The sequence below is a fragment of the Enterococcus sp. 6D12_DIV0197 genome (assembly GCF_002174385.1).
In the GTDB taxonomy this organism is placed as follows: domain Bacteria; phylum Bacillota; class Bacilli; order Lactobacillales; family Enterococcaceae; genus Enterococcus_D; species Enterococcus_D casseliflavus.
Genome location: NZ_NIBN01000001.1, coordinates 2,870,689 through 2,888,655, shown reverse-complemented (window position 1 = coordinate 2,888,655; position 17,967 = coordinate 2,870,689). Strand labels below are relative to the sequence as shown.

Sequence of the window (17,967 nt, the reverse complement as noted above, 5' to 3'; positions counted from 1 at the left end):
GAAAGCGAGAATAAACGATGGATTTTGCATTCAAATTTGTAATGCGCTTATTTATAACAATGATCGTGTCTTTAATCCTAACACCGATCATTAAATTGATCTCTTTTAAGATCGGCGCAGTCGATCGACCAGGAGATCGCCGAATCAACACCAAGACAATGCCGACCGCAGGGGGACTGAGTATTTTTCTCTCGTTCTCTTTTGCATTGCTTTGGGAATTCCGTGCAATGATTCCTTTTGACTATGTCTGGCCGATGCTTTTAGGTGCAGCCATCGTCGTAGTTACTGGATTATTGGATGATATCTTTGAGTTGACGCCCCTGCAAAAAACACTGGGTTTGATGTTAGCGGCTTTGGAGATCTATTTTGTTGCTGGCATCAAAATCAGCACGGTTTCGATCCCTTATCTCGGGGTTTTTGACTTGGGCTGGTTAGGCTTACCTATGACGATCCTATGGATTTTGGCGATCACGAATGCGGTCAACTTGATTGACGGTTTAGATGGTCTAGCGAGTGGGGTCTCCATTATCAGTCTGACAACGATTGGGATCATTAGTTACTTCTTTTTACCAAACTCCGTTGAAGTACCGATGGTGATTTTTACATTGATTGCCGCGATCGTAGGCTTCTTTCCTTACAATTTTTATCCAGCCACGATTTTTTTAGGCGATACTGGGGCACTTTTTCTAGGTTTCATGATTTCCGTCCTATCGTTGCAAGGCTTAAAAAATGCGACCTTCATTACAGTGATCACCCCAATGTTGATTTTAGGGGTACCCATTACCGATACCGTCTATGCGATGATTCGTAGAAAATTCAATAAACAAAAGATCTCTTCAGCAGATAAGATGCACTTGCATCATCGCTTACTTTCATTAGGGTTTACCCACCGTGGCACGGTCTTGACGATCTATGCCTTGGCGATGGTTTTTTCATTTATTGCATTATTGATGAATTATGCCAGTAACACCGCAATCATCTTGCTGATCATTAGTACAGGTTTTGGCATCGAATTGTTTATCGAGTTGATTGGTTTGGTGGGAGAAAATCGTCAACCACTCATGTGCGCGCTGAAGTTTCTTGGAAACCGTCGATTCAGGCAAAAAGTCTTGAAGGCGCGAGCGGAAAAGAGAAAAGACAAGCAAGAAGAGGAAAGCGAAGAGTTAGCTGCTAGCGCTTCTCAAATCAAGGAAAAGCGACGAAAGAGAAAACATTACCAAGCAAAACACAAAAAATAAACGATACAGTTGCGGCGAAGGTGTCCAACAGGTGAGATGAATACGAGTGATCGTTGAAGGTCAGGAGGAGTCAGTGCTTCTTCTAGCGCGTTCTGTTACGATCAGCTGTCGATGATTCGATCAATCCGTTGGCGATGCTTGCCGCTTTTTGTTTGTTTGAAAATGGTCAGACAAACAGTATTTCCTGTCGAATTCTTCCGTCTTGAATTGACGGATCTAGCCCTAAACGTCTATACTTAAAAAGAGCAGCAGACTAATCAAAGAAAGAAGGATATGAACGAATGCCAAATGTGAAACAACTGACGTCAGAAAAAATGGGAACAATTTATGAGCTTTCCAATGATAGCGGTACCATCGTAAGGCTAAGTCCTGAAGGCGCACGCTTATTGGATTGGGTCGTTCCAGTAGAAGAAGGTCGCGACATTGTGGTCGGTTATGACACGATCGAAGGACATCGCCAAGCACGTTATTATGGCGCAACGATCGGCCCTGTGGCGGGAAGGATCGCAGGTACTCGCTTTGAGATCGACGGACAAGAATACCAAACGGAAGACAATGATGGCGGCAATACGCTTCATGGCGGTTCAAAGGGGCTGGATACTGATACATGGATCACTGAAACCTTTGAAGAAGCAGACAAAGCTGGGGTGATTTTTACTACCACACGGCAAGATGGCGATGGCGGGTTTCCTGGGAATGTTCGTTATCAAGTCACCTATACGTTGACGAATGACAATGAACTATTGCTTGCTTATGATGCCAACACTGACAAAGCGACTTTATTTAACCCAACGAACCACGGTTATTTCAATTTGACAGGTGATACCCAACAGCCGATCGATGACCACTTGGTTCAAATCAATGCCGAACATGTGGCTGAAACGAATGACGATGTGACGACGACCGGTGAAAAAACGCCTGTCGCAGGCACAAAGTTTGATTTTAGACAAGAACGCCCGATGGGAACGACGATGTTGGATGATCCGTTCTTATTAGACCATACGCAAGAGTGGGATCTAAAAGTAACCAGTCCCGATCAAAAAGTGCAGCTGACTGTAACTACTGACCGTCCTGCCGTTGTTATTTACACAACGGGTGAGGGAGAAGCTGGCGCACCAATGAAGTCTGGTCCTTTTGCCAATCATGGCGGGATGGCGATCGAAACACAAGGTGTTCCTGGCTCTGAGAAATTTACCCACTTTGGTGAGATCGTGTTGCGTCCAGAAGAACCCTTCCACTCTGTGACGACGTATCAGGTCCACTTTTAAGCATAGGAACCAAATCATTTTTAATGAAATAGAAAAAAGCATTGTCAAAACGCAGAAAGTTTGGCGATGCTTTTTTTTGACAAAATACGATTACAGATGTAAACTTAAAAATGTGAATCACTTATGAAAGGAAGTGGACAAATGCAATCTGTGGTCGAACCAATCAAAATTAGCGATTCTGAATGGGAAGTCATGCGTGTGATCTGGACATTAGGACAATCCGACGCGAAAGAGATCACCGCTTTATTGAGCGAAAATAAAAATTGGAAAGCAGCAACGGTCAAGACGCTTTTGGGACGACTCGTCAAAAAAGGCGTATTGAAAACAGAAAGCCAAGGAAAAAAATTTGTTTATTCGCCGCTTGTTTCCGAAGAAGCAACCGTTCGCAGCGCAGCTGAGAATCTTTTTTCTCATATTTGTGCCAAAAAAGTTGGGCAGACATTAGCAGAAATAATCCAAGAAGCAGCATTGACGGCAGAAGATTTGGCGATGCTCCAAGCAGCAGTCGACCAAAAAGTGCCAGTAGCAGCGATCTCATGTAATTGTATTCCTGGTCAGTGCCAATGCAAAACCCATGCAACAAAATAAGTAGCCAACGAACTGTTAAAAGAAATGAGGAATCGTAATGAAAAAAAACATGCAAATCAGCGGAATGAATTGTGCCCATTGTGCCGCAAAAGTTGAAAAAGCGCTTAGTGAAGTACCGGGTGTGAAAAAAGCCAAAGTGGACTTGAAAAAAGCTCGCGGAACAGTCAAGTTTGACGAGTCGCAAGTGACAGAAACAGCCTTAGTCAATGCGGTCACCGAAGCGGGTTATCAAGGGGTATTTGAGTAAGCAATGGAATTGCTAAAGTGAAAATGAAAAATCAAAACAAATGAAAAGTGTCCAGCCGCTTGAAGCTTTTGTATGAAGGAGCAAGACTGTACGCACATTCAGTGAAATAGGAAGGGGAATACTAGGATGAATCAGAAAAAAACGTCTTCCGCAAGTAATAGTCAGACGTCAAGCCATCATAGGCATGAACCTGCTTTGAATGAGCGGGATAATGGTACACAGGGAAAAGAGCAACATGCGCAATCACAAGTGACAGAAGTCCCTGAGCCTAGCCATGAGATGAATGGGATGGATCATCACAAGGCGACATCAAAACAGCAGGAGCATGAAAGCTCCGATAGTAACCATGGTCTTATGGATCATGAAGTGTCCAGCATGGACTATAGCCATAAGGGCCATGAGATATCTGGCATGGATCACGGCCACAAGGACCATGAGATGTCTGGCATGAACCATAGTCACACGAATCATGAGATGTCTGGCATGGAACATAGTCACACGGATCATGAGATGTCTGGCATGGATCACGGCCATAAGGACCATGAGATGTCTGGTATGAATCATAGTCACATGAATCATGAGATGTCTGGTATGGATCATAGTCATATGGATCATGGAATGGGTGGCATGGATCATAGTATGCATATGGGAAATTTTAAGCAAAAGTTTTGGCTATCCTTGGTTTTGGCGATTCCAATCGTCATTTTATCACCAATGATGGGCATCGAATTGCCCTTTCAGTTCACGTTTCCTGGCTCAGATTGGGTCGTATTGCTTTTAGGAACGATCCTGTTTTTCTATGGAGGGCAGCCGTTTTTAAGTGGTGCGAAAATGGAATTGAAACAAAAAAGCCCAGCCATGATGACGTTGATTGCTATGGGGATCACGGTTTCTTATTTTTATAGTCTTTACGCATTTATCGCCAATCATTTTCTTGCTGTTCCTCATGTAATGGATTTCTTCTGGGAACTAGCGACTTTGATCGTGATCATGTTGTTGGGGCATTGGATCGAGATGAATGCCATTTCTAATGCTGGCAATGCATTACAGAAATTAGCAGAACTATTGCCAAAAGAAGTGATTCGGAAAAATGCGGATGGATCAGAAGAACAGATTCCATTAGAAGAAGTGACCAACAAAACACAGTTGATCGTTCGCTCAGGAGATAAGATTCCTACCGACGGAACGATCCTTGAAGGAGAAACAACAATCGATGAGTCGGCAGTGACTGGTGAATCCAGACGGGTACCTAAAACCGTCGGCAGTACTGTCATTGGAGGATCTGTCAACGGCAATGGTACCATCACGATGGAAGTCACAGGAACTGGGGAAGACAGCTACTTAGCGAAAGTCATGGAAATGGTGCGAAAAGCCCAAGCAGATAAATCCCGCTTAGAAGCACTTTCGGACAAAGTGGCAAAATGGCTGTTTTATATTGCGTTAGTTGCTGGTGTCTTGGCATTTGCTGTATGGCTGTTTGTTGCTGATCTACCGACTGCTCTTGATCGAATGGTCACGGTATTCGTCATTGCCTGTCCCCATGCGTTAGGGCTAGCGATTCCCCTCGTAGTTGCTCGTTCGACATCGATCGCTGCCAAAAATGGCTTGCTCTTAAAAAATCGTAACGCACTGGAGAATGCGCATCATGTTGATTATCTGATCCTCGATAAGACCGGTACGTTAACAGAAGGAACGTTTACCGTAACTGGCATCGAGGCGACAGGCAGTCTTTCTGCATCAGAAGTACTAGCTTACCTAGCAGGTCTTGAGAAAACCGCCAATCATCCGATCGCAGAAGGTATTTTAGCCCAAGCTGAAAAGGAAAACATCACAGCCAAAAAGGCGACTGATGTTCAAACAAGGACAGGGATTGGTCTGGAAGGCGTGATCGATGGACAGAAGTGGTTGATCGTCAATCAAAAAGGATTGGAGCAATTAGCCATTCAGTATCAAGGGAACTCCTTGGAAAATTATCAAGAACAGGGCAATACTATCAGCTATTTGGTTCATGACGGCAAAGTGGAAGGAATCGTCGCATTAGGGGATAAGGTGAAACCAGAAGCGAGTCAATTTATTCAAAAAGTGAAAGACTTAGGCATCACACCAGTTATGGCTACTGGAGACAACCAAGAAGCGGCGCAAGCCGTAGCCGATTACCTAGGAATCGAAGCCTTCCATGCGGCAATGTTGCCAGACGATAAAGAACGTCTAGTCAGTGACTATGTCAAAGAGGGCAAGCGCGTCGTAATGGTAGGCGATGGGATCAATGACGCCCCAAGTCTTGCAAGAGCGACGATCGGGATTGCGATCGGAGCGGGTACCGATGTAGCGATCGATTCAGCCGATGTCGTTTTGACGAATAGCGAACCTCAAGACATCTTGCACTTCTTGACTTTGGCGAAAAAAACAAGACGCAAGATGATTCAAAATCTCTGGTGGGGCGCAGGATACAATATTTTTGCCATTCCTTTGGCAGCTGGCGTCCTCGCACCGATCGGGATCATTTTGAACCCAGCAGTCGGAGCTGTCTTGATGTCTATGAGCACGATCATCGTTGCCATCAATGCAATGACCTTATCAATCGAAAAAAGCGGCGATTAGCCGCTTTTTTGTTTCTTTTCCTAGGAGCAGTGAAATACCTCTATAATCTGCTTCTAAATTTATGCTATAATGTGTTCGTTGAGACAAGGAGGACGTTGATTATGGAACTGAAGAAATTGGATGTTCCCACTACTTCAATTACTGAAGTAAAAAAATCTCCGATGGATGTATTTAATCAAGCGCGAGAAGCAGGAACAGCAGTATATGTATTCAATCGTGAAAAAGTGGCGGGGGTCATGTTGACACAAGAGCAGTATGAAACGTTATTGCAGGAATTAGATTATTTGCGTCAGCGACCGATGATGGAAGAAGAACCCGAACAGCCGCCAGTGGCAGGGCTAGAGGAATTCTTACAAATCATGCGGCAAGCGCTGATCACCGGTGCGAGCATCTCGGCAAAAAATTTAGATGAGCGAATGGTGGCGTTAGGGTTCATCACTCGTAAAACTGGTTTTGGCGGTGTCGTTGACATGGTGAACGAATTGAAAGAAACAGGCAAGATCGTTTACCAGCTACGTAAAAAACAAGATGGTAAATCGGTGACCGCTGAAGTCATTGGAGAACAAGACAATCAAACGCAATTATTTGATAAATTGATCATCAAAAAAATCTTTCTAAAAGAAAAATAAACGCTGGAACTTGTCCCAGCGTTTCAGACGGTAGACAAAGTACGGATGTGTTCGTACTTTGTCTTTTTTTCTATAAAATACTGGAGCTTGTTAATTTTTTTAAAACTGTGAAAGATATTGCTCATCCAACCAACAAAAGTTCCAGCCAGTTACAGACTAGGTTTTAAGTCAGCCAGTAAGTTTTCCCGTCTTTCGTCCGTTGCATAAATCCGTATTCGATCAAATAACGTCGGACAGTGACGTAATCGGTGATCGCTTGCTTTAATACATCGTTGACGGCAGCTTCTGAATAATTTTTCTTCGGATCAAATTTTTGTGCCAGTACACTCAAGACAACGATCTTGCGCTTTTCTTTGCTGGGAAACTGTTTGATAAACCCCGTTTCATCAAAATAAGTAGCAATGATCTTTTCTCTTTCACTAGCCGTAATGGCATAGCGATCATCAAGCATCGTCGCCCCTTTGTGAGGCGGCAGCAACGGGGTATCTTGCAACAAGGACATGATACTTAAAAAAACAGTCGCTTGTCGCTGTTTTTCTTTTAGTTTAAAGCGATGATTCCTGACAGTCGAAGAAGAGATACCTAAGCGCTGGGCAATCACAGTATCGCTAACATCTTGGGCAAACAGTTGTAAAATCTCCTGCTGGCTTTCTGATAGGCCTGTTTGTTCTTTGGGTAAAGCCAACAATGCGGTCAAAACGGTTCCGTGATGCTCAGTGATATGCTGCACCATTCGTTTTTTTGCTGTAAAAAAGGCGCCATCAACGGGATAGATTTCTTCTTTGTCGAAGGTCTCCTGACAAAAGACGCAACAATAATCCGTTGGTGTTGCGACATATCCTTGCTGATAATCAGAAATGGTAAACTCTTGATAAGGTTTCATTTTGGGTTCTCCTTTTATTGTTTAGATATATACTAACATAAGTTGATTTCGTTTGTAAATAAACAAACGAATTTATCGTTAGTAGATAAATTTCATCCGTTGCTTAAAATCGTCGCCTTTTTGTGTTAGGATTAACAACAATAGCGAATGAATTTGCTTAATTCAAAGGAGTGATACTATGGCAGACGTAAGCCAACGCTTCAATCACGAAGTGTACAATATAGCTGTTTCATTGATTCGTAAATTTGATGAACGGGTTTCTTCAATTCCTGATATTTTAAAGTTAACGTTAGGCGAGCCGGATTTCAACACACCGGAGCACGTGAAAAAATCGGGTGTCCAAGCAATCGAACAAAATTTCAGCCACTATTCTGGAATGGCAGGCTTAGCAGATGTTCGGCAAGCAGCCAGTCTCTTTTTGAAAAATAAATATCAGCTTGATTACGACTTTCAATCAGAAGTATTAGTGACGATCGGTGCAACGGAAGCAATCTCAGCTTCTTTATTAGCCACGTTAGAACCTGGTGATAAAGTGATTCTACCAGCACCAATTTATCCAGGCTATGAACCAGTCATCCATTTAGCTCATGCCAAACCGATTTATCTTGATACGACGGATAATGACTTTGTTTTAGCGCCAGAAGTTTTGGAAGCAGCCTTAAAAGAACATGGGAACCAAGTCAAGGCAGTCATTTTAAATTATCCTAGCAATCCAACAGGGGTCGTTTATACCCGAGAACAAGTCAAAGCATTGGCAGAAGTTTTAGAAAAATACCCCGTTTTTGTTATTAGCGATGAAATTTATAGTGAGTTGACTTATGATGAAACCCATGTGTCCATTGCTGAATACTTGCGGGATCAAACGATCGTGATCAACGGCTTGTCGAAATCACACGCGATGACTGGTTGGCGCGTCGGCTTCATTTTTGCACCAGCAGCGTTGACTGCTCAGATCATTAAGGTCCACCAATACTTAGTGACCGCGGCATCAACGATTTCTCAAAAAGCCGCAGTGCGGGCATTGATCGAAGGCATCAACGATGCAGAAGTCATGAAAGCCGATTACCGTGAACGCCGAGATTACTTGTTTGAAAAGATGACTGCCCTTGGTTTTGAAATGGCGAAGCCATCTGGTGCATTCTACATTTTTGCCAAAATACCAGCAGGTTTCAACCAAGATTCCATGGCTTTTTGTGTCGACTTAGCCGAAAAGAATCAATTAGCAATCATTCCTGGGATCGCCTTTGGTCCCGAAGCAGAAGGCTATGTTCGTTTAAGCTATGCGGCAAGTATGGAAAACTTGGTGGAAGCGATGGATCGCTTGACACGCTATATGCAAAGCAATTGATTCTACAAACGTTTCTTTAGTTCATAAGTGTTAGATAAAGTAAGCCCCCTCTGAAGGATGCAGCGGGGGCTTTTTTAGGCAATCGACGAACTTTACAAAAGATTTACATCGCTTTATCGATTCTTTACATGAAATCCATCAAGGGTTTACACCGCCTTGCTAAACTAAGCATATAACGAAAGGAGATTTACTAAATGAAAAAATTGGGACTTTTATTTTTTGCAACTGGATTATTATTAGCTGGCTGTGGGAGCGGTGGCGCAAGCACTGAGAGCAGTCAAGCATCAGGCGGATCTTCATCAGGTGCCGCATCAAATGAAAATGTAGAAATTTTAGCTGTGGGCTCAACGGCATTGCAACCCTTGGTTGAAGCAGCAGGTGAAAGCTTCTCAGCAGACAATCCCAATTATACAATTACGGTTCAAGGTGGCGGTAGCGGAACTGGCTTAAGTCAAGTAGAAGCAGGCGCGGTGACGATCGGCAATTCCGATGTGTTTGCGGATGAAAAAGATGGTGTGGATGCTAGCAAATTAGTTGACCATAAAGTAGCCGTAGTTGGTATGGCACCAGTGGTAAATAAAGACGCAGGCGTTACGGACCTTAGCCAACAAGATTTAATCGATATTTTTACAGGCAAAGTGAAGAATTGGTCTGAACTAGGCGGAGCAGATCAAGAAATCTCTGTAATCAACCGCGCATCAGGCAGCGGTACGAGAGCGACCTTTGAAAAATGGGGCTTAGATGGTGCAGAGACGATCCAAACACAAGAGCAAGATTCTTCTGGAACAGTCCGTAAAATCGTTGCTGAAACACCAGGAGCAATCAGCTACCTTGCTTTATCCTATTTGGACGATTCGATCCAAGCGCTATCTCTTGATGGGGTAGAAGCGACTCCTGAAAATATTGCAGATAACAAATGGCCAATCTGGTCTTACGAGCATATGTACACGAACGGCGAGCCAGATGCAAACGTCAAAGCCTTTCTTGATTACATCATGACAGACGATGTCCAACAAGGAATCGTTATTGAATTAGGTTACTTGCCAATCACTGATATGAAAGTAGAACGCAGTGTAGACGGCGAAGTAACGAATGTTGAATAGTGAAATGATCGAAGAAGGAGAATGCTCCTTCTTTTTTTGTGTTTAAAGCATCAAGAAGATGCTATTGGCTGGTGCTTCATTTGGTAATGAAAAACAACTACAAAAACAGCCGATAACAATTATTCACCTGTTATCGGCTGTTTTTTATCAATAATCATCTTTTTCATGAAGCGGCAAAGTCACCGTAAAGGTAGAACCAATTTTGGGGAAACTGTCAACCTTGATGCTGCCGCCTAATAATTTGGTATAGTCTTTAACGATAGCCAGCCCAAGTCCAGTGCCGCCAGAATTGCGGGCGCGGGCTTTGTCCACCCGATAAAACCGCTCAAAAATCCGTTCCTGATCTTCTTCATCGATGCCGATGCCTTGATCCTGCACTTGAAATAACAGCTGGTCGTCTTGCTCTGAATAGGATAATGTGATGACACCACCAGGTTTTGAATAGGTGACAGCATTTTCTACCAGATTTTTTACGATGGGCTGCAGCAGCTCTTTTTTGGTAGATAAAATGAAGGGTTCGGGTCCTTCAAATTGAAAGGTCAATTGCTTCTTAGCAGCTGCGGGACCATAGGTTTGAACGACTTGTTGCAGCAGCTCAGAAAAGTTGATCGGTTGGTCGACATACTGGAAAGAATCACTGTCTTGAGACAGTTGGATGATATCTTGTATTAGATTTTTCAAGCGATAAGCATCTTTTTGAATGATCTCTAAAAAGGTCTGCAATGTTTCTGGGTCTTCTTTGGCGCCGTCCAGCAGTGTTTCGGTAAACCCAATCAAGGAAGTTACCGGCGTTTTTAATTCATGGGAAACATTGCCGACAAAATCTTTTTGCATTTTTTCTAATTGTCGGATGCGCGTCAAGTCATAAGAAATACCAATCAACTGGTTTTCTTGGAAGCTTCGCAAGGTAACATCCAAGACTTTTGAACGTTCTCCGCTAAGGGTGGTTTCCGCATGGAAAATAGGGGTCTCGTCGTTAAATTGATAGATCAATTGGATCAGTTGTGTGTCATGAATCACTTCAGTGAAGGGCTGCGGCAAGGTTGGCGCAGTTTCCATCCCCAACTGTTCTTGCATCGTCGGATTCAACAGCAGCAGTTGATTTTCTTCATTAATGATAAAGACACCGATCATCAGTTCACTGAGCAAGCCGTACAGCTGTTGTTCAGATGCCGCATAGGCACGATAGGTCTGGCTCATTTGTTCGCTCAGCTGATTGATCAGTTGATACAACTCATCATGTTCAGGGGTTTCTTGCATAATGATTGCTTGTTGATCGGGCGAGGTGATCATTTTTTTTACGACGGGCAGAATCGTTTGGATTGGACGATTCCGCTGACGCAGCGTGTGAAAAATCAGCAGGCTGATCAAGAAACAAAAGACAAGATAGACAATCAAGATCGATTGCTTGATTCCTTGGTTTTTCGCAAAAAAAGCAGCAGTCGGTTCTGCGATCCGCAAGATTTGAGTTAAGTTTCCATCTTCTTTGACAGGAATCGCCACGTAAAGCAATTCTTCATGCAAGGTGTCGCTTTCCCGCAACGATTGACCAACGGCGCTTCCGCGCAAAACGGCTTGAACTTCTGGACGATCGGAGCGGTTTTCATGGAGGGTATGATCATAAGTATCGAAAATGATTTGGCCTTGATCATCTAACAAAGTGATGCGGCTATTGCTGTCTTGAACATAGGCATCGGCAAATTGTTCGAGCGCTGCGGTTTGGTTATCTGAGAGATTCAAAAATACAGCGGCTTTCTCTTGCAGAAAATCCACTTGCTGGGCGATGACTTGCTGACGGTAAAAACTGCTTAGAACTTGCCAACACAGGAAAAAAATCAGCAATAGACCGATTGACCATAAACCATAGCCATAGCGTTTTTTCATTGGGTCGGCTCCTGAAATTTATACCCAAATCCTCGAACGGTCACCAAGTATTCTGGACGCTTGGGATCAGCTTCCAATTTTTCTCTTAAATGACTGATGTGAACATCCACGATGCGACTTTGTCCATCAAAGTCAAAATTCCAAATACGATTGAGTAAGGTATCGCGATCGATCACGCGGCCTTTACGTTTCATAAAGTAAACCAGCAGCTCGAACTCTTTCGGGGTCAGGAAGATTTTCTCCCCATCCACACTGACCTGGAAATTGGTCAGATCGGCTTGAATTCCGCCGATTTGCAAGATTTCTGCAGGTTGATCTTCTTCTCGTGCTTGTTGACGAGGTTCTAAGCGACGGAAGATGGCCTTCATTCGAGCCAATACTTCTCGAGGGCTGAAGGGTTTCGTCAAGTAGTCGTCAGCCCCGATCTCTAAACCCAAAATCCGGTCGATCGGATCATCTTTTGCGGTCAAGACGAGGATCGGTGTCTCGATTTTTTCTTGCCGTAATTTCTTTGTGATTTCGATGCCGTCCAAATTCGGCAGCATGACATCCAAGATGATAAAGTCAAAAGGTTTTGACAACGCCAAGTCGAAGGCTTTTTGACCATCTGAGGCGGAAACGACTTGGTAGCCCTCTTTTTCTAAATTAAAGGTTAAAAGTGTGACGATTGAAGGTTCATCATCGACAACGAGTATTTTTTTCATGATAGACTCCTTTCGTTTCTTTTTTTCAAGAAACGATTAAATTTCAACGAACAAGTCCTATTTTAGCATGAATAGACAATTGGTACTATTGCAACCACTAAATAAATGCTATAATAAAGGACGATTTCATAGGAAAGCTGAGGGTGCTAAATGATTGGAATCAGTGCGTGTCTAGGCGGTGCCCTTTGCCGCTACGATGGAAAACATCAAGCAGTACCACAATTGATCGAACTTGTTCGTGCGGGTCAAGCAATGATGGTCTGTCCAGAAGTTCTTGGCGGCTTGCCGATTCCACGCGAACCGGCCGAAATCGTCGGTGGCGATGGGGTGGATGTTTGGGCGCAACGAGCGAAGGTCGTCACCATTTCAGGAGAAGACGTGACGGAACAATTTACTAAAGGCGCGAAAATTGCTTATCAAAAATTACAAGAGCAAGGCATCACCCAACTGATCTTAAAAGAGAAAAGTCCCTCTTGTGGCAGTCAGACGATTTATGATGGCAATTTTTCTGGAATCAAAAAAACAGGGGTCGGTGTCGCTTGTGCCTATTTTCGACAACAAGGCATGACTGTTTTGTCCGATGTCGAATGGCTTGCAAAACAGGAGGAAGCAAATGGAAATTGAAAAGACCAATCGCATGAATGCGTTGTTTGAGTTTTATTCCACGTTATTGACGGAAAAACAGATGAATTACATGGAATTGTATTACGCAGATGATTTTTCTCTAGGAGAAATCGCTGAAGAGTATCAAGTTAGCCGTCAAGCAGTCTATGACAACATCAAACGCACCGAACGTATTTTAGAAGACTATGAAAAAAAACTACATATGTTTTCGGATTATATCATGCGGGAAGACTTGCTGGATCAGCTAAGCGAGTATACGAAAACCCACTATCCAAAAGACGAAACCTTACAGGGGTTTATTCAACAGCTCCAAGAAATTGAAGAATAAAGGAATGAAAAAAAATGGCATTTGAAAGTTTAACTGAACGCCTCCAGCAGGCAATGAGCAAACTGCGCAGAAAAGGAAAAGTATCTGAAGCAGATGTAAAAGAAATGATGCGTGAGATTCGTCTAGCTTTATTAGAAGCCGACGTCAATCTGCAAGTTGTAAAAGAGTTTACCAAAAATGTCCGTGAACGGGCAGTGGGGGTAGAAGTATTAGAAAGCCTATCTCCAGCGCAACAAATCGTTAAGATCGTTGATGAAGAATTAACCAAAACATTAGGATCAGAAACAGTTGGGATCGAAAAATCACCGAAGATCCCAACGATCATCATGATGGCTGGTTTGCAAGGGGCAGGGAAAACCACCTTTGCTGGGAAATTAGCCAACCATTTGATCAAAACCGAAAACGCACGTCCATTAATGATCGCTGGTGACGTGTACCGCCCAGCTGCGATCGACCAGTTGAAAGTATTAGGGCAGCAATTGGATGTACCTGTTTTTGATATGGGAACTGATGTCAGCCCAGTTGAAATCGTCCGCCAAGGATTGGCTTTGGCTCGGGAAAAGAAAAATGACTACGTTTTGATCGATACGGCGGGTCGTTTGCATATCGACGAAAACTTGATGGAAGAGCTAAAACAAATCAAGGACTTGGCACAACCAAATGAAATTTTACTGGTAGTAGATGCGATGACAGGACAAGATGCTGTCAACGTGGCGGAAAGCTTCAATCAACAACTGGGGATCACAGGGGTAGTCATCACCAAGCTAGATGGCGATACTCGTGGCGGGGCGGCATTGTCGATTCGTCAAGTTACGGGCGCTCCAATCAAGTTCACTGGTACCGGTGAAAAATTGACCGACCTTGAAGTATTCCATCCAGATCGGATGTCTAGTCGGATTCTCGGTATGGGTGATATGCTGACTTTGATCGAAAAAGCACAGCAAGATTACGACGAGAAAAAAGCAGAAGAACTTGCTCAAAAAATGAAGGAAAACTCCTTCGATTTCAATGACTTTGTCGAACAGATCGATCAAGTTATGGGCATGGGCCCAATTGAAGATCTCTTAAAAATGATTCCGGGAATGAGTCAAATGCCTGGTATCGAAAATGTCAAAGTTGATCCGAAACAAATTGCTCGACAAAAAGCCATGGTTTATTCTATGACACCAGCTGAACGGGAAAATCCTGATTTGTTGAATCCAAGCCGTCGCCGCCGTATTGCTGCTGGTTCTGGAAACAGTGTCGTCGAAGTCAACCGTATGATCAAACAATTCAAAGAATCTCGCAAAATGATGCAGCAAATGAGTAAAGGAAATATGAACATTCCTGGCATGGATCAAATGTTTGGCGGTGGGGTCAAAGGGAAACTTGGAAAAATGGCCATGAACCGCATGGTCAAGAAACAAAAGAAGAAAAAGAAAAAACGCAAATAATCGTTTAACACTGATAGGAACTGAGAACTGAACCTTATCTTTGTGTAATTTAAAAAACATGATCTGAAAAGGCACCAAATCGAGAAGCTGTACCTGCTAATTCTAGCAACTGCAGCTCCTCAGATTGCCTTCTTCAGGTCATGGTTTTTTATGCTCACAGCGTCCTCTTTAAATGAACTTCTTCAAAGAACATCAAATAGAACATCTAGAGAACATCCTTTTTTATAGAGAAAGCCAGCTTTCTACCGAATATCTCAAATCGTCCAAGAGTCAAAAATAGCGATCAACTATCGTTGCGAGCACCTCTAAAAATAGGATAGAAGCAGAACATTCGTGCTTTCTGTTAAATGGTGCTACTATTAATTTATAGCAAGTATGAAAGGAGTTTTTTACGATGACAAACAAAGATCGCATTGAAGGAAAAGTAACCGAAACAAAAGGGAAACTTACAGGAGATGACTCCGAAGAATTAAAAGGCAAAACCCAAAATAAATATGGGAAAGCCAAAGATAAGGTTGAAGATTTTGCGGATGATGTTTCTCGTAAAGTAAATGACTTCTTTGACAAAAAAGACGACGACAAACCTAGACATTAAACTTAAAAGCATCCCTGCAACAAGAACATGTTGCAGGGATGCTTTTTTATATTCCACTGATTTGTTTGTTTTTTCGTTTGTACCACCAATTCATCAGCGCTTTAGGATAGACAAGCAGCAAACTGATGAATAAGCAGGCAACCAGTAATAAACCGAGCCGAAGGGCGATGTTCCAAAGACTGACATCATACCCCTCATAGAGATTACGGTAAAAAATTTCTAGTGGGTAATAAGAAATCATGGATAAATAGAACCAGGTTCCCAAAGAAAGCAGCCAATAAACTGGTGCGCGCAATTTAGGGATCGTTAAATAATCACCGTCATTTTCTAAAGAGATTTTCGAGAACACTTTTTCGGCAGCAAGAATCAGCAAGCCGCTCAAGCCGAGGTAAAGGAGCAGCAGCCACCAAGGGTAGACATATCCTTGCGGCCAATCGATCCACGTTTGAAAAGGAATCAGAAAATCCCCATGACCAAGAAACACAAAACTAAAAAACTCGCGGGTACATTGGAAAAAGCTATACCCCATTGATCCTAGAGAAATAGTGAAGAAGACCGAGAGCATGCCAGTAAACAGATTCCCCAGCAAAACGCCTAACAAGAGACCTGCAGCAAATACTAGCAGATTCGTTGCCAAGGTACTAAGGGCAGAAAGCAGCACGTCTTGAAGCGGCACAGCGAGATAGCGAGCTGGGATCATCGTGTATTCGATCAGGATATGACCTAACAGACCCAAGACTAAACAAGCGGTCAAGGGTAAGCCGATAAAAAGCAGTTTCTTGTGAAAGACGTGCTTTCTGCTAAAGGGTAAAGCAAATAAAAAGCGATTGAAATTGGTGCGGCCATCGACAAAAAAGGACAAGAAGCCCCAAATAAACAGGAAGACAATCACAAATTGATTCATGGTGGTCATATAAGGGCGATTGTAATAAATCTCATCAGGGGACTCATTGCTGATCGTCAATACAGCATCGCGGTACTCTGTTGCCGAATCAAAGTAAACCGGGGTTTCACCCTTGTAGCTTTTGACATAGTACTCTCGATTTTCGTTGAAATCTTTGATAAATTCTTCAGATGTCAAATAGCGTTCTTGCTGATGCCAGGCTTTTTGTGATTGCCAGCCATCACCAAGATACATTAAGAGTAAGACAAAACAAAAGCCGATCAGCAGCTTGCCGTAGCGTTCTTTAAATATATTGCTTAACATCGTTTTCCACCTCTATCCTTCCACTAATGCCTCTTGTCGTAAATTTGCTTCAAACAGATCTTCCAAAGTCAAAGGTAATTCTTCGAAAACCAAAGGATCAAGTTGATGGATCTCAGCCGCCAGCTCCTCTGTGTAATTGTCAAACAAAGCGGTCAGAACCCGTCCTTGTTTTTGAATCAGCTTGGAGTGCTGCTTGATAAGGGGAGGAATCTGTTTGCTGCGAAAGACGAGTTGGAGTTTGCGAGATTGTTCGCGAATTGTTTCCAAACGGTAGTCTCCTTCAATCGTTTTCCCTTTGATCAACAAGGCACGATCAATAATATGCTCTAATTCATTTAGATTATGGGAAGCGATCAATGCGGTACGATTCGACTCGCTGAGGCTTTCCAGCAATAGTCCGATCACTTTTTTACGAACGATCACATCAAGCCCATCAAAAGGTTCGTCTAACAGTAAGAACGTCGCATTTGAGGCGATCGCTAGAATCATCTTATAAAGACCTTGCATTCCTTTTGACATTCGCCGGTAAGAAAGCGTTAGCGGCAGACCATGGCTTTGCATCAATTCTAAATAAAGATTTTGATCAAAATTCGGATAAGCAAGCCGATAAAATTGATTGATTTTTTTTAACGAGTAGGCAGCCAGAAAGTTTTCTTTTTCATCGATATAAAAAAGCTGTTCTTTTAATTCCGGGTGCTGATCTAGGCGTTGGTTATCGATTGAAATCTCGCCATCATCTAGTAAATAATGTCCAGCGACCGTCCGAAACAACGTGGTTTTCCCAGAACCATTGCGGCCGATCAATCCTACGAGTTCTCCTTTTTCCAAAGAGAAGTTCACGTTTTCTAAGATAATTGTTTGTTCCATTTTCTTGGTCACATGTTCGATCTTCACTGTGGATCGCCTCCTAACTCTTGTTCAAAGCCATTCATCCAATCGCTCAGCTCACGCATGCTGATCTGTAGATGGCGTGCTTCGATCACCAATTCTTTCAAACGTTCTTTCACTTGTAAGATCCGAATCTCATCGCGTGGCAGATCCTCAGTAACTTTCACAAAGGTGCCTTTTCCTTTGATGGTGACAAGCACTTGCTCATTTTCCAATACTTTGTAGGCTTTGCTGACGGTATTTGGATTCATCAACAGGTGCTTGGCCATTTCACGAACCGAAGGCACTTGGTCTCCAGCGGTTAGAACACCGTTCAGAATATCTTCTTTGATACTTAAAACCAATTGCTCATAGTAAGGTTTGCTGCTGGCTTTGTTAATACGAACCACAAAATCAGCT

General features: G+C 43.0%; 18 protein-coding genes. 12 read left to right on the top strand and 6 right to left on the bottom strand.

Features of this window, described 5'->3' with window-relative positions; all coding sequences use genetic code 11:
- The first annotated feature begins 17 nt into the window (after positions 1–17).
- The 6 genes from A5867_RS13535 (at position 18) to A5867_RS13510 (ending at position 6,571) form a co-directional block, all read left to right on the top strand.
- Positions 18–1,238, top strand: a complete 1,221-nt coding sequence (locus A5867_RS13535) for an MraY family glycosyltransferase (protein ID WP_087627813.1) — start codon at positions 18–20, stop codon at positions 1,236–1,238.
- Positions 1,239–1,519: 281 nt separating this feature from the next.
- Positions 1,520–2,506, top strand: coding sequence for an aldose epimerase family protein (locus A5867_RS13530; protein WP_087627812.1), 987 nt, complete (start codon positions 1,520–1,522; stop codon positions 2,504–2,506).
- 141 nt (positions 2,507–2,647) lie between these two features.
- Positions 2,648–3,094, top strand: coding sequence for a CopY/TcrY family copper transport repressor (locus A5867_RS13525; protein ID WP_087627811.1), 447 nt, complete (start codon positions 2,648–2,650; stop codon positions 3,092–3,094).
- Between the two features lie 37 nt (positions 3,095–3,131).
- Entirely contained in the window at positions 3,132–3,341 is a 210-nt protein-coding gene (gene copZ, locus A5867_RS13520; RefSeq protein ID WP_005228873.1) for a copper chaperone CopZ, read from the top strand.
- 126 nt (positions 3,342–3,467) lie between these two features.
- The gene (locus tag A5867_RS13515; protein WP_087627810.1) at positions 3,468–5,942 is read left to right on the top strand and encodes a heavy metal translocating P-type ATPase; all 2,475 of its coding nucleotides are present in this window, start codon (positions 3,468–3,470) and stop codon (positions 5,940–5,942) included.
- Positions 5,943–6,043: 101 nt separating this feature from the next.
- A complete protein-coding gene (locus A5867_RS13510) occupies positions 6,044–6,571 on the top strand; it encodes a hypothetical protein (protein WP_010749742.1) in 528 nt (175 codons plus the stop codon).
- 163 nt (positions 6,572–6,734) lie between these two features.
- On the opposite strand, the gene A5867_RS13505 is transcribed toward A5867_RS13510, so the two are convergent.
- Positions 6,735–7,454 (bottom strand): DUF2087 domain-containing protein, encoded by a 720-nt coding sequence (locus A5867_RS13505; protein ID WP_016619828.1) that lies wholly within the window; start codon positions 7,452–7,454, stop codon positions 6,735–6,737.
- Between the two features lie 178 nt (positions 7,455–7,632).
- Between A5867_RS13505 and A5867_RS13500 the strand changes: the two genes are divergently transcribed.
- Together A5867_RS13500 and A5867_RS13495 are read left to right on the top strand one after the other, a co-directional pair.
- On the top strand, positions 7,633–8,802 hold the full coding sequence (locus tag A5867_RS13500; RefSeq protein WP_015510142.1) for a pyridoxal phosphate-dependent aminotransferase: 1,170 nt from the start codon (positions 7,633–7,635) through the stop codon (positions 8,800–8,802).
- A 194-nt stretch (positions 8,803–8,996) separates the two neighbouring features.
- Positions 8,997–9,905, top strand: coding sequence for a phosphate ABC transporter substrate-binding protein PstS family protein (locus A5867_RS13495; protein WP_016608721.1), 909 nt, complete (start codon positions 8,997–8,999; stop codon positions 9,903–9,905).
- Positions 9,906–10,052: 147 nt separating this feature from the next.
- Here the strand turns inward: A5867_RS13495 and A5867_RS13490 are convergent, their stop codons facing one another.
- Positions 10,053–11,789: a two-component system histidine kinase PnpS gene (locus A5867_RS13490; protein ID WP_087627809.1), complete on the bottom strand. Its 1,737-nt coding sequence runs from the start codon at positions 11,787–11,789 to the stop codon at positions 10,053–10,055.
- Complete coding sequence (locus tag A5867_RS13485) at positions 11,786–12,493, bottom strand: response regulator transcription factor (RefSeq protein WP_005228895.1); 708 nt, start codon at positions 12,491–12,493, stop codon at positions 11,786–11,788. Before A5867_RS13485 ends, A5867_RS13490 begins: the two co-directional genes overlap by 4 nt.
- 150 nt (positions 12,494–12,643) lie before the next feature.
- On the opposite strand from A5867_RS13485, the gene A5867_RS13480 reads away from it, so the two are divergent.
- From A5867_RS13480 to A5867_RS13465, 4 genes are all read left to right on the top strand, one after another.
- The gene (locus A5867_RS13480) at positions 12,644–13,117 is read left to right on the top strand and encodes a DUF523 domain-containing protein (protein WP_016608717.1); all 474 of its coding nucleotides are present in this window, start codon (positions 12,644–12,646) and stop codon (positions 13,115–13,117) included.
- Positions 13,107–13,445 carry a putative DNA-binding protein gene (locus tag A5867_RS13475; protein ID WP_005228897.1) on the top strand — a complete coding sequence of 113 codons (339 nt, stop codon included), beginning with the start codon at positions 13,107–13,109 and terminating at the stop codon, positions 13,443–13,445. The genes A5867_RS13480 and A5867_RS13475 overlap by 11 nt, the downstream gene beginning before the upstream one ends.
- Before the next feature lie 14 nt (positions 13,446–13,459).
- A complete protein-coding gene (ffh, locus tag A5867_RS13470; protein ID WP_005228902.1) occupies positions 13,460–14,878 on the top strand; it encodes a signal recognition particle protein in 1,419 nt (472 codons plus the stop codon).
- A 394-nt stretch (positions 14,879–15,272) separates the two neighbouring features.
- Positions 15,273–15,473, top strand: a complete 201-nt coding sequence (locus A5867_RS13465; RefSeq protein WP_005228904.1) for a CsbD family protein — start codon at positions 15,273–15,275, stop codon at positions 15,471–15,473.
- A 46-nt stretch (positions 15,474–15,519) separates the two neighbouring features.
- Here A5867_RS13465 and A5867_RS13460 read toward each other — a convergent pair whose 3' ends face one another.
- The 3 genes from A5867_RS13460 to A5867_RS13450 are packed head-to-tail and all read right to left on the bottom strand — an operon-like array spanning position 15,520 to position 17,957.
- On the bottom strand, positions 15,520–16,680 hold the full coding sequence (locus A5867_RS13460; RefSeq protein WP_074536045.1) for an ABC transporter permease: 1,161 nt from the start codon (positions 16,678–16,680) through the stop codon (positions 15,520–15,522).
- 12 nt (positions 16,681–16,692) lie between these two features.
- Positions 16,693–17,574 carry an ABC transporter ATP-binding protein gene (locus tag A5867_RS13455; RefSeq protein WP_087627808.1) on the bottom strand — a complete coding sequence of 294 codons (882 nt, stop codon included), beginning with the start codon at positions 17,572–17,574 and terminating at the stop codon, positions 16,693–16,695.
- Positions 17,571–17,957, bottom strand: a complete 387-nt coding sequence (locus A5867_RS13450; RefSeq protein WP_005228910.1) for a GntR family transcriptional regulator — start codon at positions 17,955–17,957, stop codon at positions 17,571–17,573. The genes A5867_RS13455 and A5867_RS13450 overlap by 4 nt, the downstream gene beginning before the upstream one ends.
- Positions 17,958–17,967: the final 10 nt, after the last annotated feature.